This is a genomic window from Paenibacillus sp. FSL K6-2393 (genome assembly GCF_038002545.1).
Lineage (GTDB): Bacteria > Bacillota > Bacilli > Paenibacillales > Paenibacillaceae > Paenibacillus.
Genome location: NZ_JBBOCU010000001.1, coordinates 4981547 through 5004699 on the forward strand (window position 1 = coordinate 4981547; position 23153 = coordinate 5004699).

The window sequence follows — 23153 nt, forward strand, 5'->3', positions numbered from 1 at the left end:
GCAAAATCCTATACGTATAATCAGGTCTTGATTGCCCCTGTTAATACCCCTTTGGCAAAGTGTTTTTGCAGCATTGGGAAGAAACACATAATTGGTACCATGGTGACAAATACGGCCGCCATCTTCATGCCCATTGAGAAGTTGCTTGCCTGGGCAGCATCCACACTGGATGCATTGGATGCATTCGTCGTAGATGTCACGATAATATTTCGGAGTACATTCTGGAGCGGTAACTGATCCGCTTTTCGAAGGAATATCATCGCATCATACCAACTGTTCCAGTAAGCCACACCGTAGAACAACGTGATTGTAGCCATAATTGGTGTAGCCAGCGGAAGAACAACGGAGAACAAAATTCTCCACTCTCCGGCTCCATCCAGTCTCGCCGATTCCATGAGTGATTCAGGCAAGGTGTAGAAGTAGTTCATCATCAGAATCATGTTAAACGCACTGAAGCTTCCCGCCAGGATAACAGACCAAAGCGTACCTGTAAGATGAAGAGATTTCATGATCAGATACAGCGGTACGATACCACCATTAAAGATCATGGTGAACAGTACTAGGAAAAAGAGAAATTTCTTAAACGGAAATTTGTTGCGACTAAGGCCATATGCCATGCTTGTTGTCAGGAACAAGCTGAGTGGCAAGCCGATGACTAGCAATATAATTGTATTTTTGTACCCCGACAGAATCGTTCCGTCAGCGAACAATGCCTTGTAGGAATCCAATGTCCATTCTTTAGGGAACATCAAAAATGGATTGTCAGCATATTCTTTTTGTGTTGCAAACGAGATCATGATAACATTCCAGAACGGAATCAGGATCATCAGGGCAAGCACTAGTAATACGGCAAAAATAATGTAATCGAGAAGTGTCATTTTTTCTGTACCAATTCTCGGTTTTTTGTTAGCTTTCTTGCTCATCTCATTTTTCCTCCTCTCTTATCGGAACAAACCGTCTCCGCCAAGCCACTTGGCAAATCTGTCAGCAAGAAGCAGCAAGGCCATATTCACCAGGGAACGGAACAAGCTGACCGCTGTCGAGAATGAGAAATCGGTAGATGACTGGAACGTAATCCGATAGATATATACATCGAGTACTTCCGATACATTTTTGGTAGCGGCATTTGCCAAGTTGAAGATCTGGTCAAACCCGGAAGACATCAATCCACCAACCGACAGAATAAACATGATTGTGATGGTTGGAAGGATGTTAGGTAAAGTAATTTTGAACATCTGTTGCATACGGGAAGCCCCGTCAATCTGTGCTGATTCATACTGATCCTGATCAATACCGGAAATGGCAGCCAAGAATATAATCGCGCCCCATCCACTTGATTTCCAAATATCAGTCAACAGCAACATTGGTACAAAGTTGGATTCAGACCCCAGGAAGTTAATCGTTGGCAATCCGAGTAATCCGAGCGCGCTGTTTACCAGTCCGTCATATGCCAGCACATTGATGACTACCCCGGATACGATGATCCAGGACAGGAAGTGCGGGAACGTAAGAACGGTTTGGAACAATTTTTTCCCTCTGCGCATCCGCAATTCATTCAACAACAGCGCCAGAATGATCGGGAATGGGAACTGAATAATCAGTTTTAGAATATTGATGTACAGCGTACGCCATACTGCGTCGATAAAGGTTGGATCACGGAAAACATATTTGAAGTTCTCGAATCCGCTCCATGGACTTCCCCAGATGCCCAGGTTGGCTTTGTAATCTTTGAATGCCAGAGACAGGCCACCCATCGGCATGTAGGCAAACAGGATTAGCCAGACAAGCCCCGGAATAAGCAGGGTGTATGTCATTCGGTGCTTCCAGATTTCAGTCCAGAGCGAATTGCCCTTCACGTTTCCCTTCAGCTTTTTGCTAGGTCCTTCGGCTGCAGGTTTCACATTGCATCTCCTCACTCTACTATGGTCTTGTCGTTGTACAGAAAATCAAACATCGTTCTCAGGTGGTGCTCCCAAAATCTCCATTCATGAGCCCCCGGCGTCTCCACATACCGAAAATCAAAGGCAGTCCCCTGCATGTATTTCGCATAGTCGCGATTCATCTCTACGAAGGGGTCACTATCGCCACAGCAACTGAGGATATCCGGTAAAGGAACACCCTGTTCCAGCAACTTGGCCGACAGTGCGTAAATATCCTGATCGGCTTTCACCTGTAAACGTTCTCCAAAAACCGCTTTCATTTCCTTGATCATGCTCGCTGGCATATGGGGATCATGAAGTCGTGTCTGGATATCCGTTACGCCGGATAGAGACACTACTTTGCGATATCGCTCTGGATAAGTTAGTCCACATTTCAGTGCACCATATCCACCCATGGATAAACCGGCGACGTATGTTTTCTCCGGATCAGGATTCAGATTGAGCAGACGCTTGCATATTTCAGGTAACTCCTGCGTGATGTAGTGGAAGTAATTCAGGCCGTATTCCATATCGGTGTAGTAGCTTCGATTCGCTTCCGGCATAATGATGGTACAGCCATATTGGGCTGCATACATCTCAATTGTAGTTAACCGCTGCCAGGTACTCGCATTATCGCCTGCCCCGTGCAACAGATATAGTGTACCGCCTGAAGTCTCTCCGGAGTCACTGGACACAACATGTATGCTGGTGTTCATGCATAAAGTTGGCGATCCAGTTTCGATCGTTATATGTGCCATAATGTAACCCCTCTCATCATCGCCTGCTGTCTTTACTCATTCGTTTCTCTGGCGTTGGATTGCAGGCTGTTGTAGATTCCCTTGTATTACGATGGGTTATCGAAACGATTTTCTCGAATCGTTTCAAAACATAGCCAACGTTGATTCACATGGACTTCATTACAACACTTTTAATGTGGAAGCGATTTCTTCGAATCGTTTCGAATAAATCATAAGCCCGATGAGTAAATCCTGTCAATAACCTTTTTACAAATTTCGCGTTTTTTTCTCGAAAAAATGCTTTTTTAAGTCTAAATTTGCATCGAAAGACACTATTATTACGAAAAAATGAAAATTTAGTAAGTGCTATTACAACTTTAATTGACACCAAACCAGGTTTATACTAACATGAGTTCTGATTTTGCATTCGAATTACGGAAACGTTTCACCAACCGATTTTACTCAGGTTTCACCTGATATTAGGGAGGTTAATATGTCTGAGCAACTCAAAGGTTTCATTCATACGATTACTGAGCAAAAATTGAACGTTTTTTCCATTCGCATATTACAAAAAGGGCATCTGCTTGCCCATTGGGACCGGGATAAGGATCAGCGCAGGGTACAACATTCCATCAGTAAATCCTTCACGTGTATGGCCGTTGGTCTTGCGCTTGAAGAAGGTCTGTTACATCTGGATGCGACACTTGGTGATTATTTCTCTTATGATCATGTACCAACTGCACAGCGCAATCTTCCATCGCCGCAGGAATTGAAACTGCGTGATCTTCTCCGAATGTCTTCGGGCCATGACTCTCCCCCTCTTTGGGCTGATGAACGAGCTTCATTGACCGAAAAGGACTGGGCGAAATATTACATGTCGCTGCCTCTGGACCGGCTACCTGGAGAACAATTTACATATAGCAGTGGGGATACATTTATGATCTCAGCCATGCTACAGGCTGCTACAGGCCAAACCGTGAAAGATTACCTGACTCCACGGTTATTTGATCCACTTGGCATTCATGATGTAGAGTGGGAAACCTCTCCATTGGGGGTAACACTTGGCTGTGCAGGTCTTTGGATAAGCAATGAGGAACTGAGTCGATTTGGACAGTTACTGTTGCAGGAGGGCTTTTGGGAAGGCAGACAGCTTGTACCTGCGGATTGGATTCGACAGGCTACGTCCCAGCAAATCGAAACGACTGGAGACGGTGATTGGGGAAAAGGTTACGGCTATCAGTTCTGGATGTGTTCTCATGGCGCTTATCGCGCGGATGGAGCCTATGGTCAATTGTGTATCGTAATTCCCTCAAAGGAAGCTGTCATATGTATTAATAGTGAGGAAGAAAATATGCAAGGCATCCTGAATGCCGTATGGAGTGAGGTTTTACCTATATGTATTCAACCTTAGATTTCATACTCTTCTTTTATTCATATGGAACTGAACCATGCACTGGATACTGAAAACAAAAAAAACGCCACGGGGTTAATAAACCCCATGGCGTTACTTCTTATCCGTGTTGTGGAAGCTGAGTCATTTCATCTAAACATTGTGCGCATATGTAACGCTCTTTGAACTCGTTGACTTCCTCGATGGATCCGCAGAAAATACATTTTGGACGATATCTCTCCAAGATAATATGGTCCCCTTGTACTAAGATTTCTACAGGATCTCCCTCATTCATTTGATACCTTTTACGCAAAGATTTAGGCAATACGATCCTACCTAATTGGTCAACTTTGCGAACTACTCCAGCTGGCTTCATAGCTACGGCACACCTCTCCTATCTTACTCTAAATTTCTAGGTACATTTGTACTATGTTTATAGATTCGCCAACATTTTGTCGAATCCTGCTGGAAATAAACATTTTTTGTCCTTTTTTTTGAAAAATGTTTTTTTACCGAATTCTAGCCGTCATTTATAACCCGGATTTATCCTTCTAACCCCGGAAAATTAAGCTGACGCAGTGCTTCATACACAATAATTGCTGCCGAATTGGACAGATTTAATGATCTAACATCACCAGTCATTGGCATTTTCATGCATGTATCGGGATTCGCAGCAATTAATTCAGGTGGCAGGCCTTTAGTCTCTTTACCAAAAACGAGGAAATCCCCATCCTGAAAATTAAAGTCACTGTATCGGTTCTTTGCCTTCGTAGTTGCGTAGAAGAAGCGACCTTCCGGATATTTTTCCTGAACCTCTGCAAATGAGTCGTGGTATTCAATATGAACGGCATGCCAGTAGTCCAGCCCTGCCCGTTTCAATGTAGCATCATCTGTTCGAAATCCAAGTGGACGCACGAGATGCAGATGGGTACCGGTTGCCGCACAAGTACGCGAAATATTTCCTGTGTTCGCCGGAATTTCTGGTTCAACCAGAACGATGTGTAAAGCCATATGTGTTCAATCTCCTTTTCATTTCATGTTGACGACAACCCTCTAATCTTAAAGAAAAGCCCTCCACACGTCAATGTGGAAGGCTCTGGTAAGGCACAGGATAAGACACGAAGGTCCATTACACCGTACCCTATACTAATTATCCATTTGTCTTCTGGAAGTGGCTCATAAAGTCTGTCAGTGCCTTAACACTCTCATAAGGAGCAGCATTATAAATGGAGGCACGGAGACCACCCACACTGCGATGTCCTTTCAGACCTACAAATCCTTCTCCCTCCGATGCCTTGATGAACTTTTTCTCCAGTTCCTCAGAAGCAAGACGGAAGGTTACATTCATCAGGGAACGATCTTCTGGTTCCACACAACCACGGTAGAAATCGCCGGAAGCGTCAATTGTGTTATAGAGCAATTCCGCTTTTTTCGTATTTTTTTGCTCAATACCAGCCAGTCCGCCCTGTTCTTCAATCCATTTCAATACTTCATTCACCATATATACCGAGAAGGATGGCGGCGTATTGTACAGGGAGTTGTTATCTACATGTGTGCTGTAACGAAGCATGGTTGGAATCGTTTTAGGCGATTCGCTCACCAGTTCCTCACGAGCAATTACAACCGTAATTCCGGATGGACCCAGGTTCTTCTGTGCACCCGCGTAGATCATGCCAAACTGATTAAGATCAAATGGTTTACAGAAAATATCACTCGACATGTCCGCAATCAGAGGTACTGAACCGGTATCCGGGAACGACTTGAATTGCGTACCTTCGATCGTTTCGTTGGAAGTCAGATGTACATAAGCCGTACGTTCTGGCAAACTCAGATTCGAAACATCCGGCAATTTCATGAACTTCTCTGCTTCTGAAGATGCAGCAACATGTGTCTCGCCAATCAATTTCGCCTCAGACAGAGCCTTTTTGGCCCAGCTGCCAGTCATCACGTAACTTGCAGTCTGCCCTGCACCGAGCAGGTTCATTGGCAACATCGCGAACTGAGTGCTTGCACCGCCCTGCAGAAAGAGAACCTTGTATCCTTTTGGATTGCCTAGAAGCGACAACAACCGCTCCTGAGCTTCATTATGTACAGACTCATACACCGCTCCACGGTGAGACATCTCCATAATCGACATGCCTGTATTACGAAAATCTACAAATTCCGCCTGTGCACGCTCCAGTACCTCAAGTGGTAACGCCGCAGGTCCTGCATTAAAGTTATACGCTCTTTTTGTCACAAAATCCCCCGCCCTTTCCATCCGTAACTCTGACATACAAACAGCATTTTGCACAATTCGATTAGAATCGCTCACGGGTATAAGATATAGACCAATCGAATCATTTTGATCTATATCTTACTTATTGAAAGTCGATCTATGGATTTGCGCAAAATGCACTCAAAGTGAATATTATCGCTATGATATCAGTATTCTCTATCTGCTTCAAGGGCAATATGCACTGAAGTGTTGAATTCAGGTCATCAAATTCCTTTATCACCCTGCAAAGTTAAAGCACTACATTGTTTAATTCAAGGAAAAGCCTCCGAGAACGTGTCCCGGAGGCTTTAAGTTGGAACAAGAACTGTTCCGACCCCAACCGATTAGCAGTCGAAGTAGAGGCTGTACTCGTGCGGATGAATGCGGATCGCTACTGCTTTTGCTTCATCACGTTTGAGGTTGATGTAGTTTTCAATGAATTCTTTTGTGAATACGCCGCCTTCAGTCAAGAACTCGTTATCAGCTGCCAATGCATCAAGTGCTTCTTCGAGAGAAGCTGGCACACTGCGGATGTTTTCTTTATCTGCATCAGACAGGTCATAGATGTTTTTATCGAGCGGACCATATCCAAGCTCAGTTGGGTTGATTTTGCGTTTGATTCCATCCAGACCAGCCATCAACATTGCGGAGAATGCCAAGTATGGGTTAGCTGTGGAGTCTGGTGTACGGAACTCGATACGACAACCTTTTGGTGTCACTGCTGCAACTGGAATACGAACTGCTGCGGAACGGTTACCTTTGGAGTAAACCAGGTTAACTGGTGCTTCGTAACCAGGTACAAGACGTTTGAATGAGTTTGTACTAGGGTTAGTCAAAGCGATCAGTGCCGGAGCATGGTACAAGATACCTCCGATATAGTGCAATGCCATTTCACTCAGGTTAGCATATCCCGCTTTGTCATAGAACAATGGGGAGTCGCCATCAAAGATGGATTGGTGAACGTGCATTCCGCTACCATTATCACCGAACAATGGTTTTGGCATGAAAGTTGCTACTTTACCATATTGACGTGCAGTGTTGTGCACGATGTATTTGTATGCAAGCAGGTTATCTGCTGTTTTCTTCAGTGTATCAAAACGGAAGTTGATTTCGGCTTGACCCGCTGTCGCCACTTCATGGTGATGACGCTCGATCGACAGGCCTGCTTCTTCCAAAAGGCGACACATTTCGCTACGAATATCTTGTTGTGTATCCACTGGCGCTACTGGAACATATCCACCTTTAGTGCGAACTTTGAAGCCCAGGTTTCCGCCTTCTTCTTTGCGGTTAGTGTTCCATGAAGCTTCTTCGGAATCTACATAGTAAGAAGAGCTGTTCGTGCCGCTCTCATAACGTACATCGTCGAAGATGAAGAACTCGGATTCAGGTGCGAAGAATGCCGCTGTACCTACACCGCTCTCTTGCAAATAAGCTTCTGCTTTAACAGCGATGCTGCGTGGGTCACGCTCATAACGCTCGCCATCCGGAGTGAAGATATCACACATAACATTCAATGTAGGGTGTGCAGTGAACGGATCGACATAAGTCGCTTCAGGATCTGGCATCATAACCATATCGGACTCTTCAATTCCGCGGAAACCTTGGATAGAAGAACCGTCAAAAGCTACTCCATTTACGAACGTGTCTGCATCAACAGCCGAAGCTGGCAACGAGATGTGATGTGCACGACCAGCTAAATCTACAAAACGAAAATCTACCCACTCGATGTTGTTCTCTTGAATTGATTTCAATACGTTTTCAACCGACATGTATTCGTCCTCCCAAATATTCCGAACATTAAACAACCCCACTAAGAAAATGTCTAAATTCGAATTTTTTTCTGTCGTCATTATAAATTTTAAAACATGACATCGTCAATACTTATGTAAGGTATTTTTTGAAGGGATGTTAGATATACTCACACTTTATAAATAACATAAATTCATATAACAACTAGTTTCATATACATTTAACTGGTTTAATGCGGTAAAGCGACCTCTATTTTAACCTAAATCATGGAAAAAACTTCACATCATAAATGTTTCTTATCACTATTGATTAATAAATACGTTCAAAACTGCAAAATATGCAAAAAACCGAGCATCTATCTGATTCCGTTGCAATGAACGAGATCGGAGGAGATGCCCGGATGATGATCCAGACCTTGACTATGAAATTCTTATTATACGCCTACACGTGCCGGGAAAAATTCTGCCGGTTGTTTGGCTGTGCTGAATGATTTACCCACGATTGGTGCCAATTTCTCCAGATCCTGCAACAGGTTGGCGAATTGGTCAGGGAACAAGGACTGCACACCATCTCCTGTCATGGAGTTATCCGGATCGGTATGCATTTCAATGATCAGTCCATTGGCGCCCGCAGCAACGGAAGCTTTTGTCATCGGCTCCACCAGTTCACGTCGTCCAGTACCATGACTTGGGTCAGAAATAACCGGCAAATGGCTCAGAGACTGCAGAACAGGGATCGCTGACAGATCCAGCGTATTCCGTGTGTAGGATTCAAACGTACGAATACCACGCTCACACAGCATGACATTTGGGTTACCACCCGCAAGAATGTACTCAGCCGCATTCAACAATTCATCGTATGTCGCACTGAAGCCACGTTTCAACAATACCGGTTTGCCACACTCACCCAATTTGCGGAGCAGATCAAAGTTCTGCATGTTACGTGTACCTACTTGCAGAATATCGGCGTACTCGGCGCAAATATCCACATACTCAGGTGTCATGACTTCTGTAATGGTCAGCAGATCATGTTTCTTGCCTGCTTCCGCCATCATGATCAATCCCTCTACGCCCGTTCCCTGGAAACTGTAAGGACCCGTACGCGGCTTAAATGCACCTCCACGTAACACTTGCCCACCAGCAGCTTTCACAAGCCCGGCAATCTCATCAATCTGGGCAGCGGATTCAACCGCACATGGTCCGCCCATGACAACAAGTTCTTTTCCGCCGATATCTACACCTTTGATGGAGATCACCGTATCTTCCGGATGGAAGTCGCGGCTTGCCAATTTGTAGGACTTCGAGATTTTAACGACATTCTCGACACCTTTCATTTGGCGAAGATGCTCTTGCATTTTAGGTTCAACTTTTCCAATCAAACCAATGATAGTACGATCCTCTCCGCGAGAGATATGCACCTGAAGCCCTTCTTTTTCAATAACTGCAACGATATCCTGAATCTGTTCCTCCGGCGTAGCCTTGCCTGCAATAACGATCATATTAATTCCCATCCTTCCTAGTATGAGAGCACCATAATTTCTTAATGTGCGTCTGATTAAATATAAAAACTCTGTCGCGCTTAAACGCTTGTTCGCTTTTAAGCTTTTATCCGTTAAAGTGAATATAACATAGTTCTCCTATTGCGTCAAGGTACACATTCTTTATCCCTATATCAAAAAGAACCCTGCTCCACAGGCTCCGACATTCGGATCTGCGTAACAGGGTTCTTCTCATTCACAACTCGTTTTTAATTCACATACACGTAGACTTACATTTTACATTTCTTTCGCCCTATGGTGTACGTGTTTTTTCTCGAACTGGAGGCAGCAGTTTGCTCATGTTCACGGTACGTTTGATCTCCCACGTCTCCGGCTTGTCATGTTCATACTGCTCCAGATAAAGGATGACTTCCTTCGTAATCGGTGTTGGTGTTGATGCACCCGAAGTAACCGCCACCTTATTTACACCTTTCAGCCATTCTTGCTGAATCTCGGAAACATCGGATACACGGTAGGCCGTAACCCCGGCGATCTCCTCCGACACTTGTGCCAGACGATTAGAGTTATTGCTGCGAGGATCACCCACCACGATAACCAGGTCCGCTTGACCTGCCTGTTCAGCAACAGCTTCCTGACGAACCTGAGTTGCGAGGCAAATCTCATTATGAATCTCTGCGCCCGGAAACTTCTCCAACAGACGGCTCATAATGTGTTTGATATCCCACTGGCTCATCGTTGTCTGATTCGTAATAAGGATTTTGCCCGGAGATACGCTCAGTTCTTCGATCTCTTCTTCCTTCTCGATCAGATGAACGAGATCTGGTGCAACACCTACGGCACCTTCTGGTTCAGGGTGATTCTTTTTGCCGATATAGATGATCTGATAACCCTCTGCCGTCTTCTCCCGAATGAGATCATGGGTCTTGGTGACATCAGGGCATGTTGCATCCACTGTTGTCAATCCTTTGTCCCGTGCCAGCTTACGCACTTCAGGAGACACACCATGAGCTGTGAAAATAATCGTGCCACTCTCCACTTGGCTCAAAATATCCATCCGGTTCGGACCATCCAATGTAATAATGCCTTCATCTTCAAAGGAATCCGTCACATGTTGGTTATGCACAATCATACCCAATATATAAATAGGTCGTGGTAAATCCAGATTGCGTGCCGCTTGACGCGCGAGCACCATCGCATCCACAACGCCGTAACAATATCCCCGCGGCGAAATTCGTAGTACTTCCACTTGGTTGCCACCCGCTTTCTTTCTCGGCAACGTTGCCGATGTAATTGCAGTCCTGTCTATTATACCTTTATTCGATAGGCGGAGCAAAGACAACCGGCAACCAGATAATAAAGGTGGTTCCTTCTGCACGTCTGGTCACAACCTCAACCGATCCATGATGTTCCTCAATAATCCACTTCGCAATCGAAAGTCCCAGACCTATGCCCGGTGTAGCCCCGCGGGATTCATCTGCCCGATAGAAGCGATCAAAGATGAACGGCACTTCGTCCCGATCCATCCCAATACCGGTGTCGCTGATGCGTAGTCCCACTTGGCCTTTGTATAATACGGCATCCAGCGTCACAGAGCCTTCAGGTGTGTATTTAAATGCATTTTCGATGAAGATAAATAACATCTGTTGCAGATAGTCCTTGCTACCGTTCACATAAATGCCGTTAAGGATGGAAAAATCTCCCGGAAGCCAGTCTGCCTGACGATCCAGAAATTGTGCTCTGCGTGCCACTTCCTGTACGAGAATCTGCAGCGGGATCGGATTCAGTTCAATTTTCTGACCCGTATCCGCTCTCGCCAGCGATAACATGTCGCTGATCAGCCTGCTCATACGTTTTCCCTCGTCCGCCATATCTTCAATGGCTTCCAGCGACATTTGTTTGACAGTCTCCTCATCCAGATTCGGTCGGTCGGTTCCCTCCTGATCCCACAGCTTCTTCAAGAAGTCTACGTTCCCGCGAATGGTGGTCAGCGGCGTACGCAGTTCATGCGATGCATCGGATACAAAGCGGCGCTGGGCAGCATTCGTCTCCTCCAAACCACGGAATGACAATTCTGTACGTTCAAGCATATTATTCACCGTTTCAATCAGACGCCCGATCTCATCCTTCGGCCCAGCATATTGAATACGTACACTTAAGTCATCTCCAGATTGAATCTGATTGGCGGCATCAATGACAGTCACGAGCGGACGCATCGACTTGCGAGCCAAGACGAGACCTGAGGTAATAGCGAGGGCCATCGCTACCAGCCAACCAAAAACCAAAATATTAAGCAACGCTTCCAACAGGCGCTCCTGTGAACTTACATTCGCACCAACCTGAAGAATTCCACGTACTTCATTGGTACCCTGAAGAGAAAGGGGAAGCTGATTCACCAGAAACGGTGTCCCATCCACATAGATCTTGGATATGCCACGCTTTTCAAGAATTTCATTGGTTTTTAATACCGGAAACTGAATCCCTAATTTCTTCATATTGCCGGAAATTATGCCCGAGCGGCTCTGGTAATCCCAGAGTTGAATATAGATTTGTGCCTCCTGAAGCTGACTCTCTGTAAATGGGTCCAGATCCAACGACTGTGAAAGAGGATTAACACCGATCTGCTCCGTAATCCGGGTACTCTTCACCTTCAATTGCTGTTCGACTTCCTGATAGGAGTTAAAATAAACAAAGGCATAAATTACAACGCCCCAAAAGATAAGAACAGCCGCCAAAATGCCAGAATACCATGCGGTTAGTCTTAACCGGATGGACATATCAGGAGTCACCTCTCAGGATATAGCCGGCTCCCCGGATGGTCTGGATTAGACGCTTGCCACCGTATTCTTCGGTCTTCTGTCTGAGCATGGCAATGTACACTTCAAGCACATTAGACTCACCGCTGTAATCATAACCCCAGATTTTATCCATAATCAGATCACGGGAAAGTACCCGTCTTGGATTTTGCATGAACAGATTCAACAGTTCGAATTCTTTGGCAGTCAGCTCCAGACGCTGCCCATCTCGCAATACTTCACGTGAGTCATTGTCCAAAATGATATCTTCATACATTAAGCGGTTGTCCGGCGTACCCCCACTATCAGACTTGCGGCGCAGCAATGCACGGACACGTGCCAATAATTCTTCCAGCGCAAAAGGTTTTACAAGGTAGTCATCGGCTCCCGTGTCCAGTCCGGTCACGCGGCTCTGCACTTCATCCTTGGCCGTCAGCATCAGCACAGGCACTTTACTGCCTGCTTCTCTCAATCTGCGACATACCTCAAATCCGTCAATCTGCGGCATCATCACATCCAGCACAACGATGTCCGGCTCCTTGTCCATCAGTTTGCTGAGGCCTTCAGCTCCGTTGGAAGCCGTCTGTACCTCATATCCTTCAAAAGCCAGCCCCCGGCGGAGCATGGATACAATTTTTTCGTCATCATCCACAATCAAAATAGTTGAGCGCATGGTCTTTCTCCTTTATCCTAACGTTTTATCCCATTGTAACAGGCAGAAGCACAATCTGCATCTTCAAGTAGGCGGACTCCAATCAGTATTAGTCCATTAAACCTTACCCCATCAGGGCAAAAAAACGGAAGGGCCTTCAAACCCTTCCGTTCTGTCAATCCGTACCCGATATTTATGGTTGCTGCTGTTGTGTACCTGTTGTTTGTGAAGTATCAAAATCATTTTTGTTGCCGATTTTGATTTTCAGATCCATTTTCTTACCGTCACGCACCACGTTTAATGTCACTTCACTGCCGATTTCCTGTTTCTTGATGAAATCAATCAGATCTTGACTTGTCGCGTAAGGCGTACCGTTGGCACCTGTGATGATGTCATATGCACGAAGATCTGCTTGATAAGCCGGTGATTGGAAGATCGTGCTGGCTACGACAGAACCTTCGGTTACATCTGTTCCCATTTGTTTAGCAACTTCAGGCGTGAGAGCCATCAGGGACGCACCGATAAATGGTACTGGCTCTTTGGGAACTTCTTTGTTCTCTTTAAGATATTTAACAGCTTCAGAGATGACGCTCGACGGGATCGCAAAACCAATCCCTTGTGCATCTGCGCTTACTGCAACGTTCATTCCGATGACTTCCCCATTCAGGTTAAGCAATGGGCCACCGGAGTTACCCGGATTAATCGAAGCATCTGTTTGCAGCAAATGGCTGTACTCACGTGTTTTTCCTGTTTCTTCATCTGGAATGCTGATCGTACGTTCTTTAGCACTCAATACACCTGCTGTAACCGTGTGTTCAAATCCTTCCGGGTTACCGATAGCTACAAGCCACTCACCGACTTGAGTACTATTGGAATCACCCAGTGGAGCTACAGGGAACGCATCGTCACCACTGTTTTTCTCAATTTTCAATACAGCCAAATCCAGATCAAAGCTGCTTCCCAGCAGTTTAGCTTCATATGGTTTGCTGTTGTTCTCCAGGGTTACCTGTATTACGTCTGCACCCTGAACAACGTGTTGATTCGTCAGGATATATCCTTCTTTGTCAAAAATGAACCCGGAACCAATGCCCATAGGCACAAGCTGATTACTGCTTTGTGGTTGCTGGCTTTGGCCTTGATTGCCTTCCGTTCCGCCGCCATTACCAAAGAAATATTGGTACAACGGATCACTTGTATTTGATCCACCCTGACCCAATCCTGTACGTGAGGACTGCTTCGCGAGTGTTTCGATTTTGACGACAGCCGGACTTGTACTTGTTACTACGGAAGACACATCTTCTTTGCCTGTTGGCAGTAACGACGCTGTCACATTGTTGCCTCCGCCTGTGTTTGTGGACGCTTCCTGTCCTGAACTTTGATTGTCAGTGTTCGTAAGTGCCGTCTCCGGTGTGAACATGTTTGTTCTGTCAGCTGTGTACATGAGAACGGTGATGACCAGCATACCGGCAATAAAGGAAAATAGAAGTGATCTTACGGAAGAACGCGGCTTGCGGTTATTATAGTTCCAGTTGCCTTTGCCGCCATTCCCTTGATCTCCACCGTTACCTGAGCCGTTTCCGCCGCCTCCTGATGATCTTTTCGCTTGTTCAGATGATTCACTATTATAGTAAGTAGGTACGGGTCTCACCGGATCAGGTTTTGTAATCTCTACATTTCCTTCTTCACGCTGATTATTGCTTCCCATGTGATTTGCTGTATCTTCCTGATTCACGGACTGAAAAGGTCCATAAGAATAATAATAGGAGGATTCGTCCGTTCCGGAAGAATTGCGGTTCTCCGTTTGTTTGGTTTCGTTTTCCTCGTCTTGACGGTTCGATCTATAGTTGCGTTCGTCCATGCCTCTCTACCTCCCAATCTCTTATTCCCAAGAGATATTCTTTAACTGTCCTTATTTTGTACTTTAAACCTTAACCGTACCTTAAAAACAATTAAAAAGGAGATAAAAGCACGTAAGAATAGACTCTTTTCCCTGTCATGACAGCATTTTACCCTTTCGTTTTCACCCAACCCTGACGATGCGCATAGATGGCCAATTGTGTACGATCGTCCATCTCACATTTCATCAGCAGGTTACTCACATGTGTTTTGACGGTTTTGATACTGATATGTAATTCTTCTCCGATATCTTTGTTGGTCTTTCCCTCTGCAATAAGCAGCAGCACTTCCTTCTCCCGTTCAGTCAGACCCGATTCACTCTCTCTAGCTGTACGTTGTCTGATTCCCCGGGTTAATGCCTGCGACACATCACCTGTCATAACAGGCATGCCTCTATAGGCCCCTTGAAGAGCATAGATCAGTTCTTCAGCAGAGACTGTCTTCAGTACATAACTTACCGCACCCGCTTCAATCGCTTGCACAACAAGATCATCCTCCAGAAAACTGGTGAGCATCACAATTTTCATCCCTGGAAATTCAGTCATAATGGCTTTTGTTGCTTCAGCGCCATTCATTACCGGCATCATCAGGTCCATCAGGATCAGGTCCGGCATTTCGCTATCATTTAACTTACGCAACTGATCAAGCGCATCCTGCCCGTGGCCCGCTTCTCCCATCACATGAAAAGTAGGTTCCAGCATCAGATACGTTTTCAACCCCATGCGCACCATATCATGGTCATCCACAATCATTACGTTTACTTTCCCACTCATTCCGTCTCCCCCTCTGGTTCATTCAGAAACATTCGGAAATTTCGGGATTAATACCCGTACCGTTGTTCCCGCTCCCGGCTTTGATATAATCTGAACTTGCCCCCCAAGCTTCTCCGCCCGTTCACGCATGGTAGATAAACCGTATGAACCCGGACGCTCCGCTTGCTGCAAAAATCCCTGACCATCATCGCTGATGCTCATGCTGATCTGATGTTCACTCTCCCGTATGGACAGACTAACCACTCCCGCCTCTGCATGCTTCACAACATTGGCAACCGCCTCCTGAATAACAAGAAACAGCTGGTGCTCAATGGCATCCGAGATTCCGCCATCCAGTTCCAGCTCTTTCACACCTTTAAGACCATTCTGCCTGCAATAATCAGGAAACCAACTATCCAGTGCTGCGGTGAGATCACGCCCTTCCAGCTCCACCGGTCGAAGTTGGGCAATCAGTCCTCGCATCTGACGCTGTGCAATATGTGACATCTGGATTAACTGGTCCAGTACTTTTCCGCCATGTTCAGGATTCATCTCCAGCAGACGAGGTAAGGACGAAGCCGACATATGCATGGCAAACAGCTGCTGGCTAACCGTGTCATGAAGGTCCCTTGCCATTCGTTTGCGCTCTTCAAGCACAGCCCGCTCCGAGGCTTGCTCCTTCTCAATGACTTCCTGCTCACCGAGGCGCTGAAGCAGTCTCATTTTTTTCTCAATCGAATCCATCATGACATTGAACTCCTGATAGACACGACCAAACGAAGCGTCATCCGCTTCAGGCATTCGCACCGCCAGATTACCCTTGGAAACTTTCAACATGTTGAGATCTAGCAGGTCGATCTTACGCTGAAGCCGTAATGCAGCGATATATCCGGTGATAACGGTGGCCAGCACAACAACGGCAACATAGGTCCATGCCCGCTGACGACCAGCCCCCATCAACACCTCTCCATACAATAGATAGAAGCCGCCCAGCGTAATCAGACCGGTTAGCGCAAAATACATCATCAGTTCCCATTTATTGGCCTTGAGAATTGTTCGAATCATGCGTTAACCCACCTTATTCACTTTGACGTCTCCGATAAACACACTTACGATAATCCGTACCTTTTTGCTTGCTTCATGGTAATGAGCAGTTTCAGCTTGGGCACTACTCAGGAATCCGCCGCGTTTCTGGTTCAACAGTGACATATCTCCAATGAAGGAATTTGTCGTCACCGTCACACCCAAATCCATATCTTCCGGTACAAATACTTTCACATCCCCAATAAATGAAGAAATGACAATCTTCGTCTCCCCATAAGGAATCTGTGCCTTGGTCAAATCAATTACAGTATCTCCGATAAAAGCCGAGATGTTCATTGGTTTCAACGAGAACACTTCCTGCCCCATGTACAGATCACCGATGAACGCCGATTTGTTAATGGTATTGCCACTGCCATAATCCCCATAACCATTTCCGTAGCCATCACCATAATGTTCTCCATATCCGGTATCGTTAGAGTTATACGATTGATGTTTCTTCTTATATTGATGCCCTTGTGATGATGAATCCGTTGATCCTGTGAAATGAGGGCCATGTGAATCGTTCTTCTGTTCCTGTTTTGGTTTGCCAAATGTTTTCTCGAATTGTTCGTCAAACGACGACGGCATCTCCAGATCCTCCGGAGCCAACGGTTTATAAGGTTGCTCAGGTGCTGGAGGTGGCTGCATCTTGTCATGATGTTTCCGATCACGACGTCGTGGCCCGATCAGTACAAACAATCCTCCGCCAATCAGCATAACCGGAATCAGATAACGGATGAACTCACCCATGGAGTAATCAATCCATCCCAGGTTACGGGCAAGAAAGTAACCACCAATCGCCAGTACAATTACCGGTCCAATAAAGGCGTAACCCCCGTTGCGACGAATCTCGGAGATTCCTTTGACCCCCCACCAGATTAGAAATAACGGCCAATATGTTCTGAAAATATATCCTACATCAATGTCATATCCCAATTGTCTGAACAAGATCATCGCACCAATAGCAATAAGAGGTATGCCAACCCACCAGCGGTCACGCGTCGATCGTTTCATCGCTCATGTCTCCTTTGTCTGTATTATGTATCCAGTGTAACTCAGACAAGACAATGAGAACAGCGGCGGCAGATGGAATTCATCTCGGTCTCGAGACTGAGATGAGAGGATATTAATGTAAAAAACTTCGCATATGTAAAACACCCCGGAGCTGCTGCTCCAGGGTGCTGAATCATCATTAGATTAATGAATCTTCAATTATTTTTTGTATTTTGATGCTTTGCCTTGACCTTGGCCAGTTTGGCCTGTGTTTTCTACACCGAACTCGGCATTGTATTTTTCATCAGGTGTTTGGAAATTATCTTGTACTTTGTTTTGAGCGGATTGCTTCACTTTTGCTGCTGCATTCTCTTCTCCAAACTCTGCATTGTACTTCTCGTTTGGCGTTTGGTACCCTTGTGATTTCTTAGCCACAACGAATCACCTCTCTCTTCATATTTACGATGCATTGCTGCACCGCGGGGTTCGTCCCCAGTCAATATTATGTGGAGAGAGCACTTCTGTTATTCATGTTCACATGTGAAATTAAATGGCCTTGTCCAGCCAGGAATCCGGTACAGATTTGTACACATCGATCGCATCGGCCAACTCGCTGAGCATCTTTTCTGTACACTTTCCAGCGCCTTGCCTGATCACCTGTACCTCCACATCCTTTTTGCCCCACTCTTTGTACACTTGCTTGGTTGTCGGGAAATACAGATCGATTTTATTACCTTTGATCGCCGAACCAGTATCTGCAACAATACCGTATCCATAACCCGGAATATACAGAATGGAACCCATCGGGAACAATTTTGGATCAGCTGCAATCGTGGAAACTGTTTCTTTATCACGACGTACTTTGACACCGGAATACGTAATTCCGTATTGAGGATGTTTAGGCCCTTTTCCTGTAGACTCCACTCCTGCCGTATATCCCGTTGCTGTAACCTTTTGTGTACCCAGGATTTGTTCAGAACGCGGAGCAAGCACCGGCATAGACGGATCCGCCACTTGTTTTTCTGGAAGCTCAGGCCTTGGAATGACCATTGGTTGTGGTGACCACAATAATGCCATATACACCATGGTGGTCAGCTGGGCCTCATCGCTGTATTGATGGCTGACCTGTTCTGGAAATTCTTGATAAGACTTGCTCGAAGTTTCAATAATCGGACCTTCACTGCTGCTGCTCTGACTCTCGACATGCAGTACTGTACTTTCCTCTTCAAATGTATAGGCATCCGCCTGATTCAGGTTAATCATCATCCCGGCGAATATCACACAGCCAACCAATAAACCCCGTATATGTTTCTTTTGAATTGAGAATTGCTTTTTCATTGTATAACCTCCCCCTCACTGCAAAGGTTTTCCAAAAAGCAATTAATCTATACTTTTTACTGCAAACACTACGAAAAAACGCCTGAATAACATAGTCAATCCCATGTTATCCAGGCGTTATGCAGAGTGATCAGCGCAACTTATGCACTGGTTATCTGATAGATCATTTGTTCATTTATACCAAACGTGTTGCAATTTCTTCTTTCAATTGAGCGATAATTTCATCGACCGGTTTCATGCCCAGATCGCCTTCTCCACGCTTACGCACAGATACTGCTTCTGCATTGCGCTCATTCTCACCAACAACAAACATATAAGGCATTTTCTCAAGCTGCGCCTCACGGATTTTATATCCAAGCTTCTCATTCCGCAGATCAGCTTCAGCAGAGATTCCCGCACGTTTCAGCTTTGCTTCCACTTCACGCGCATAATCGTCGAAGTTTCCGGATACCGGGATTACTTTTGCCTGAACCGGAGACAACCACAGCGGGAAAGCTCCTGCAAAGTTCTCCAGCAAGAATGCTGTGAAACGTTCCATTGTACTAATTACACCGCGGTGAATAACGACCGGACGATGTTTCTGTCCGTCATCTCCCACATATTCAAGTTCAAAGCGCTCAGGCAACAGGAAGTCCAGTTGAACCGTAGACAATGTCTCTTCTTTGCCCAGAGCTGTTTTGATCTGAACATCCAGCTTCGGACCGTAGAACGCTGCTTCACCTTCTGCTTCATAGAATGGAAGGTCAAGCTCTTCCACAACTTCACGCAGCATGCGTTGGGACATTTCCCACATCTCGTCGTTCTGGAAGTATTTCTCGGTATCCTTCGGATCACGATAGGACAGACGGAAACGGTATTCGTTAATACCGAAATCCTTGTACACGGTTTGAATCAACTCGATAACACGAGCAAACTCTTCTTTGATCTGATCCGGGCGTGCAAAAATGTGTGAGTCATTCAGTGTCATTGCACGTACACGGTGCAGACCTGTTAATGCCCCCGACATTTCATAACGGTGCATCATTCCAAGCTCGGCAATCCGGATTGGCAGATCACGGTAGCTGTGCATACTGGACTTGTACACCATCATATGGTGAGGACAGTTCATTGGACGGAGAACAAGTTCCTCATTATCCATAACCATTTTCGGGAACATATCTTCCTGGTAGTGCTCCCAGTGTCCAGATGTTTTGTACAATTCCACGTTACCCAGAACCGGTGTGTATACATGTTGATATCCAAGGCTTTCTTCCAGATCCACAATATAACGCTCCAGAGTACGGCGCAGCTTCGCACCGTTAGGCAACCAGATTGGCAGGCCTTGACCGACCAGTTGGGAGAATGTGAACATTTCCAGCTCTTTACCCAACTTGCGGTGATCCCGTTTGCGAGCTTCTTCGAGGAAGTGCAGATGCTCGTCCAGCTGTGCTTTTTTCACAAAAGCCGTACCATAGATACGTTGAAGCATTTTGTTTTTGCTATCTCCACGCCAGTAAGCACCCGCGACATTCATCAGTTTGAACACTTTGATTTTGCTAGTTGATGGTACGTGAGGGCCACGACACAAGTCGAAGAATTCACCTTGCTCATAAATCGTGATCACACTGTCCGCTGGTAAATCACGAATCAACTCAAGTTTGTAAGGATCGCCCACTTCTTCGAACGTTTTGATCGCGTCCTCGCGGCTAACTTCCTTACGTACAATTGGCAAGTTCTCGTTCACAATACGTTCCATTTCCTTCTCGATCTTTTGCAGATCTTCAGGATTGAGCGCATGTTCGAGGTCCATATCATAGTAGAAACCATCTTCAATGACAGGGCCGATACCGAGGCGTACCTCTTTGTTACCATATAAACGTTTCACTGCTTGAGCCATCAAGTGAGCTGTACTATGACGCATCACTTCAAGTCCTTCTGGTGAATCCAGAGTTACGATCTCCACCAATGCTCCCTCATGAAGTGTTGTGGACAAGTCCACCACGATACCATCCAGCTTGCCGGCTACGGCATTTTTGCGCAATCCGCTGCTAATCGAAGCGGCTACGTCTTCAATGGTGCTGCCATCCGCGTACTCACGTACCGAACCATCCGGTAGTTTAATGTTCACTGCCATTTGTCTCATTCCTCCTGTTAATGTAACCTTCGTGTCCAGATATTTATGGACTGATTATCTATTGCTATTCCAGTCATTTTGCAAAGGAACGCAAAAAACACCCGTCCCGGCAAAGGGACGAGTGATATATACTCGTGGTTCCACCCTAATTCAGCTGATTCATCCATATTCGGAAATACAGCCCTCATTGGCATGACGATAACGGGCATGACCCGGCAGATCCTTACTCGCGGATAATCCCCAATAAAGGCGATATGCTAACTCCACTTTCAAAATTGCAGCTACAAAGGGGTAAACCATACGTGATATCCGGAGGAAATTTCAGCCTAGGTTCCTCTCTCTGCACCGATCTTGCGTGTGGTTGTTGTCTTTGTCAACGCTTTTGGTTCAAAGGTTCACATGAAAAATTCATGGATCAACAGTTATTATAATTGCCGAGATCACTTGCGTCAAGACCTGTCAACAATCCTGAGCGCAGCACTTCGCATTCCGGGCAATGATGACATATTTGCACTTTGTCTTCGAAGATCTGGCATATGGTCGAGATGATTGGCAGATCCGGGGTGCGTGTATGGAGCATGACCTTCTCAGGAGAGATGGAGATGAGTGTACTTACAATCATATCTTCGATATCCATCTCCAGTTCCAGACCCGGCATTTCCACAACGACCTGTTCATCCTTTTGCACGGGTAACAGATTAAGTCCAGCATCCAGGACCTGAAATTCATGCATTCCCTTGTGTACAAGATGAACCAGAGGTACTTTGGCTTCTTGAAAAAACACAAAATATTTTAACAGCCCCATAAACTCTTCATATTGCCGATCCATCCAGAACTCATCCAGCGCATACTCCACTAATTCCTGAAGCTCCTGCTTATATGGCCGTATACGGAAATTGATAATGCCTTCAAGGTGAAAAAAGTGAACATCCTCCAGATCCTGCCGTAGTCCACTGGCTAATGTAGTACGCCGGCGCTCCCGAAGTCCGGGCTGATCCAGATCACCATTTAATAGAAGGGGCATGCAGATTCGATTAACCTTCTCCACCTCATGCTCATCCATGACAGAACATGCCTTGGCGATCATATCCTCTACGATGTTCCGTTCTTGTGTCTCCATAATGAAGTCGGCGAGTCCAAGGGAGAGCAGATCACTGATCCGGGGAAGCCATTGCTGGAAGTCTTCGTGATTCTCATTCCCTCTGCACACCCAGGTTGCTCTTCCATCATTATGTTTGAAGGTGAGCCGGAATCCTCTTTTACTTATATGTAAACCTTTGGTTTTTTCCTTGACACAACGATAAAATTGATCCGCTTCCTCTTGCCCTGATACATCGGTCCATACAGCAAACAGTTCCACAAGAATCACTCCTTTCCTTCCTGTTCAAAGTATATGGCAAGGCCGATAGGGATATACGAAGCGGATTGATGGAAAGCGTGTCATGATTTCTCAGTATATTATGAAGAGGTTTGGAGTTAAGACAAAAATGTGTTATTATTTTAATAACAGTATGTTTCACGGAAAAGGAGGGAAGCCAAAATGAGACAACAACCTAGAATACTCCACTATACTATCATTATCATTTTGTGCGTTTTCCAAGCCTTGTGCTTCCCTATTCCGATGCAGTCCGAATCTGCCGTTGGGGTGTCTGTAGAAGCAACTTCCAACAAGGAAGTGCTGTTGCAAATACCCGAATCCCAGCAGAAACCTGTCATTCGCAAATACCCACAAGTCATGTCCAAGCTGATTGCGGTTACGCATAATAAGCCTGTCTTTCTTGTCCTCGCATTGTTATTGATGCTGCGAATCCCTACAACGGGTCTGTCCTTTAAACCGTGGTATTGTCTGTTTAAACGCAGATTATTTCTGCTACCTATTAAGTTTACCAGCATGTATGTATCCCTCACCCCTATAGCACCAAAATACGTGAACGCTCTTAACTAGCCGTTACGACGTATTTACAGGTTGCTTTTGCATGGAGAC

General features: G+C 45.6%; 22 protein-coding genes. 2 read left to right on the forward strand and 20 right to left on the reverse strand.

Annotated elements, in window-relative coordinates; genetic code table 11:
* Window positions 1-20: 20 nt before the first annotated feature.
* From MHI14_RS21915 to MHI14_RS21925, 3 genes are read right to left on the reverse strand one after another with little or no spacing between them, the layout of a single operon-like run.
* Window positions 21-923, reverse strand: a complete 903-nt coding sequence (locus MHI14_RS21915) for a carbohydrate ABC transporter permease (RefSeq protein WP_076209164.1) — start codon at window positions 921-923, stop codon at window positions 21-23.
* Window positions 924-941: 18 nt separating this feature from the next.
* Complete coding sequence (locus MHI14_RS21920; RefSeq protein ID WP_017689585.1) at window positions 942-1901, reverse strand: ABC transporter permease; 960 nt, start codon at window positions 1899-1901, stop codon at window positions 942-944.
* Window positions 1902-1912: 11 nt separating this feature from the next.
* Window positions 1913-2635, reverse strand: a complete 723-nt coding sequence (locus MHI14_RS21925; RefSeq protein ID WP_341131197.1) for an alpha/beta hydrolase — start codon at window positions 2633-2635, stop codon at window positions 1913-1915.
* A gap of 514 nt (window positions 2636-3149) precedes the next feature.
* Between MHI14_RS21925 and MHI14_RS21930 the strand changes: the two genes are divergently transcribed.
* Window positions 3150-4067 carry a serine hydrolase domain-containing protein gene (locus MHI14_RS21930; RefSeq protein WP_289391844.1) on the forward strand — a complete coding sequence of 306 codons (918 nt, stop codon included), beginning with the start codon at window positions 3150-3152 and terminating at the stop codon, window positions 4065-4067.
* 100 nt (window positions 4068-4167) lie between these two features.
* Here MHI14_RS21930 and MHI14_RS21935 read toward each other — a convergent pair whose 3' ends face one another.
* The 17 genes from MHI14_RS21935 to MHI14_RS22015 all read right to left on the reverse strand — a co-directional run bounded on the left by MHI14_RS21935 (window position 4168) and on the right by MHI14_RS22015 (window position 22529).
* Window positions 4168-4422: an AbrB/MazE/SpoVT family DNA-binding domain-containing protein gene (locus tag MHI14_RS21935; protein ID WP_036610032.1), complete on the reverse strand. Its 255-nt coding sequence runs from the start codon at window positions 4420-4422 to the stop codon at window positions 4168-4170.
* Window positions 4423-4589: 167 nt separating this feature from the next.
* The gene (gene trmL / locus MHI14_RS21940; RefSeq protein WP_017689589.1) at window positions 4590-5057 is read right to left on the reverse strand and encodes a tRNA (uridine(34)/cytosine(34)/5-carboxymethylaminomethyluridine(34)-2'-O)-methyltransferase TrmL; all 468 of its coding nucleotides are present in this window, start codon (window positions 5055-5057) and stop codon (window positions 4590-4592) included.
* A 139-nt stretch (window positions 5058-5196) separates the two neighbouring features.
* Window positions 5197-6285 carry a 3-phosphoserine/phosphohydroxythreonine transaminase gene (serC, locus tag MHI14_RS21945; protein ID WP_091035043.1) on the reverse strand — a complete coding sequence of 363 codons (1089 nt, stop codon included), beginning with the start codon at window positions 6283-6285 and terminating at the stop codon, window positions 5197-5199.
* A 362-nt stretch (window positions 6286-6647) separates the two neighbouring features.
* On the reverse strand, window positions 6648-8072 hold the full coding sequence (gene glnA, locus MHI14_RS21950; protein ID WP_074094318.1) for a type I glutamate--ammonia ligase: 1425 nt from the start codon (window positions 8070-8072) through the stop codon (window positions 6648-6650).
* Window positions 8073-8485: 413 nt separating this feature from the next.
* Complete coding sequence (gene aroF, locus MHI14_RS21955) at window positions 8486-9550, reverse strand: 3-deoxy-7-phosphoheptulonate synthase (RefSeq protein ID WP_036610039.1); 1065 nt, start codon at window positions 9548-9550, stop codon at window positions 8486-8488.
* A gap of 292 nt (window positions 9551-9842) precedes the next feature.
* Window positions 9843-10796: a 4-hydroxy-3-methylbut-2-enyl diphosphate reductase gene (locus MHI14_RS21960; RefSeq protein WP_133385915.1), complete on the reverse strand. Its 954-nt coding sequence runs from the start codon at window positions 10794-10796 to the stop codon at window positions 9843-9845.
* Window positions 10797-10863: 67 nt separating this feature from the next.
* The gene (locus tag MHI14_RS21965; protein ID WP_091032716.1) at window positions 10864-12324 is read right to left on the reverse strand and encodes a sensor histidine kinase; all 1461 of its coding nucleotides are present in this window, start codon (window positions 12322-12324) and stop codon (window positions 10864-10866) included.
* Between the two features lies 1 nt (window position 12325).
* Window positions 12326-13015 carry a response regulator transcription factor gene (locus tag MHI14_RS21970; protein ID WP_091014684.1) on the reverse strand — a complete coding sequence of 230 codons (690 nt, stop codon included), beginning with the start codon at window positions 13013-13015 and terminating at the stop codon, window positions 12326-12328.
* Between the two features lie 172 nt (window positions 13016-13187).
* Window positions 13188-14852, reverse strand: coding sequence for a S1C family serine protease (locus MHI14_RS21975; RefSeq protein ID WP_091032719.1), 1665 nt, complete (start codon window positions 14850-14852; stop codon window positions 13188-13190).
* Between the two features lie 148 nt (window positions 14853-15000).
* Window positions 15001-15663, reverse strand: a complete 663-nt coding sequence (locus tag MHI14_RS21980; RefSeq protein ID WP_017689597.1) for a response regulator — start codon at window positions 15661-15663, stop codon at window positions 15001-15003.
* Between the two features lie 18 nt (window positions 15664-15681).
* Window positions 15682-16707: a HAMP domain-containing sensor histidine kinase gene (locus MHI14_RS21985; RefSeq protein ID WP_091032721.1), complete on the reverse strand. Its 1026-nt coding sequence runs from the start codon at window positions 16705-16707 to the stop codon at window positions 15682-15684.
* A 3-nt stretch (window positions 16708-16710) separates the two neighbouring features.
* Window positions 16711-17739 (reverse strand): cell wall-active antibiotics response protein LiaF, encoded by a 1029-nt coding sequence (gene liaF, locus MHI14_RS21990; protein WP_091032724.1) that lies wholly within the window; start codon window positions 17737-17739, stop codon window positions 16711-16713.
* Between the two features lie 198 nt (window positions 17740-17937).
* Window positions 17938-18153, reverse strand: coding sequence for a hypothetical protein (locus MHI14_RS21995; protein ID WP_036610057.1), 216 nt, complete (start codon window positions 18151-18153; stop codon window positions 17938-17940).
* A 111-nt stretch (window positions 18154-18264) separates the two neighbouring features.
* On the reverse strand, window positions 18265-19056 hold the full coding sequence (locus MHI14_RS22000) for a 3D domain-containing protein (protein WP_256332303.1): 792 nt from the start codon (window positions 19054-19056) through the stop codon (window positions 18265-18267).
* 175 nt (window positions 19057-19231) lie between these two features.
* Window positions 19232-21169 (reverse strand): threonine--tRNA ligase, encoded by a 1938-nt coding sequence (gene thrS, locus MHI14_RS22005; RefSeq protein WP_091014697.1) that lies wholly within the window; start codon window positions 21167-21169, stop codon window positions 19232-19234.
* Window positions 21170-21328: 159 nt separating this feature from the next.
* Window positions 21329-21469, reverse strand: a complete 141-nt coding sequence (locus tag MHI14_RS22010; RefSeq protein ID WP_341131198.1) for a hypothetical protein — start codon at window positions 21467-21469, stop codon at window positions 21329-21331.
* 115 nt (window positions 21470-21584) lie between these two features.
* Window positions 21585-22529, reverse strand: a complete 945-nt coding sequence (locus MHI14_RS22015) for a putative sporulation protein YtxC (protein WP_143023581.1) — start codon at window positions 22527-22529, stop codon at window positions 21585-21587.
* Between the two features lie 180 nt (window positions 22530-22709).
* Between MHI14_RS22015 and MHI14_RS22020 the strand changes: the two genes are divergently transcribed.
* A complete protein-coding gene (locus MHI14_RS22020; protein ID WP_091032733.1) occupies window positions 22710-23114 on the forward strand; it encodes a hypothetical protein in 405 nt (134 codons plus the stop codon).
* Window positions 23115-23153: the final 39 nt, after the last annotated feature.

Bases quoted from the DNA above. Each gene is read 5' to 3' on its own strand.
- MHI14_RS21915 (WP_076209164.1), bottom strand. From the start codon at position 923: ATGAGCAAGAAAGCTAACAAAAAACCGAGAATTGGTACAGAAAAAATG.
- MHI14_RS21925 (WP_341131197.1), bottom strand. From the start codon at position 2,635: ATGAACACCAGCATACATGTTGTGTCCAGTGACTCCGGAGAGACTTCA.
- MHI14_RS21930 (WP_289391844.1), top strand. From the start codon at position 3,150: ATGTCTGAGCAACTCAAAGGTTTCATTCATACGATTACTGAGCAAAAA.
- MHI14_RS21935 (WP_036610032.1), bottom strand. From the start codon at position 4,422: ATGAAGCCAGCTGGAGTAGTTCGCAAAGTTGACCAATTAGGTAGGATC.
- trmL (WP_017689589.1), bottom strand. From the start codon at position 5,057: ATGGCTTTACACATCGTTCTGGTTGAACCAGAAATTCCGGCGAACACA.
- glnA (WP_074094318.1), bottom strand. From the start codon at position 8,072: ATGTCGGTTGAAAACGTATTGAAATCAATTCAAGAGAACAACATCGAG.
- aroF (WP_036610039.1), bottom strand. From the start codon at position 9,550: ATGATCGTTATTGCAGGCAAGGCTACGCCGGAGGAACAGATTCAGGAT.
- MHI14_RS21965 (WP_091032716.1), bottom strand. From the start codon at position 12,324: ATGTCCATCCGGTTAAGACTAACCGCATGGTATTCTGGCATTTTGGCG.
- MHI14_RS21970 (WP_091014684.1), bottom strand. From the start codon at position 13,015: ATGCGCTCAACTATTTTGATTGTGGATGATGACGAAAAAATTGTATCC.
- MHI14_RS21975 (WP_091032719.1), bottom strand. From the start codon at position 14,852: ATGGACGAACGCAACTATAGATCGAACCGTCAAGACGAGGAAAACGAA.
- MHI14_RS21980 (WP_017689597.1), bottom strand. From the start codon at position 15,663: ATGAGTGGGAAAGTAAACGTAATGATTGTGGATGACCATGATATGGTG.
- MHI14_RS21985 (WP_091032721.1), bottom strand. From the start codon at position 16,707: ATGATTCGAACAATTCTCAAGGCCAATAAATGGGAACTGATGATGTAT.
- liaF (WP_091032724.1), bottom strand. From the start codon at position 17,739: ATGAAACGATCGACGCGTGACCGCTGGTGGGTTGGCATACCTCTTATT.
- MHI14_RS22000 (WP_256332303.1), bottom strand. From the start codon at position 19,056: ATGAAAAAGCAATTCTCAATTCAAAAGAAACATATACGGGGTTTATTG.
- thrS (WP_091014697.1), bottom strand. From the start codon at position 21,169: ATGGCAGTGAACATTAAACTACCGGATGGTTCGGTACGTGAGTACGCG.
- MHI14_RS22010 (WP_341131198.1), bottom strand. From the start codon at position 21,469: ATGGTTTACCCCTTTGTAGCTGCAATTTTGAAAGTGGAGTTAGCATAT.
- MHI14_RS22020 (WP_091032733.1), top strand. From the start codon at position 22,710: ATGAGACAACAACCTAGAATACTCCACTATACTATCATTATCATTTTG.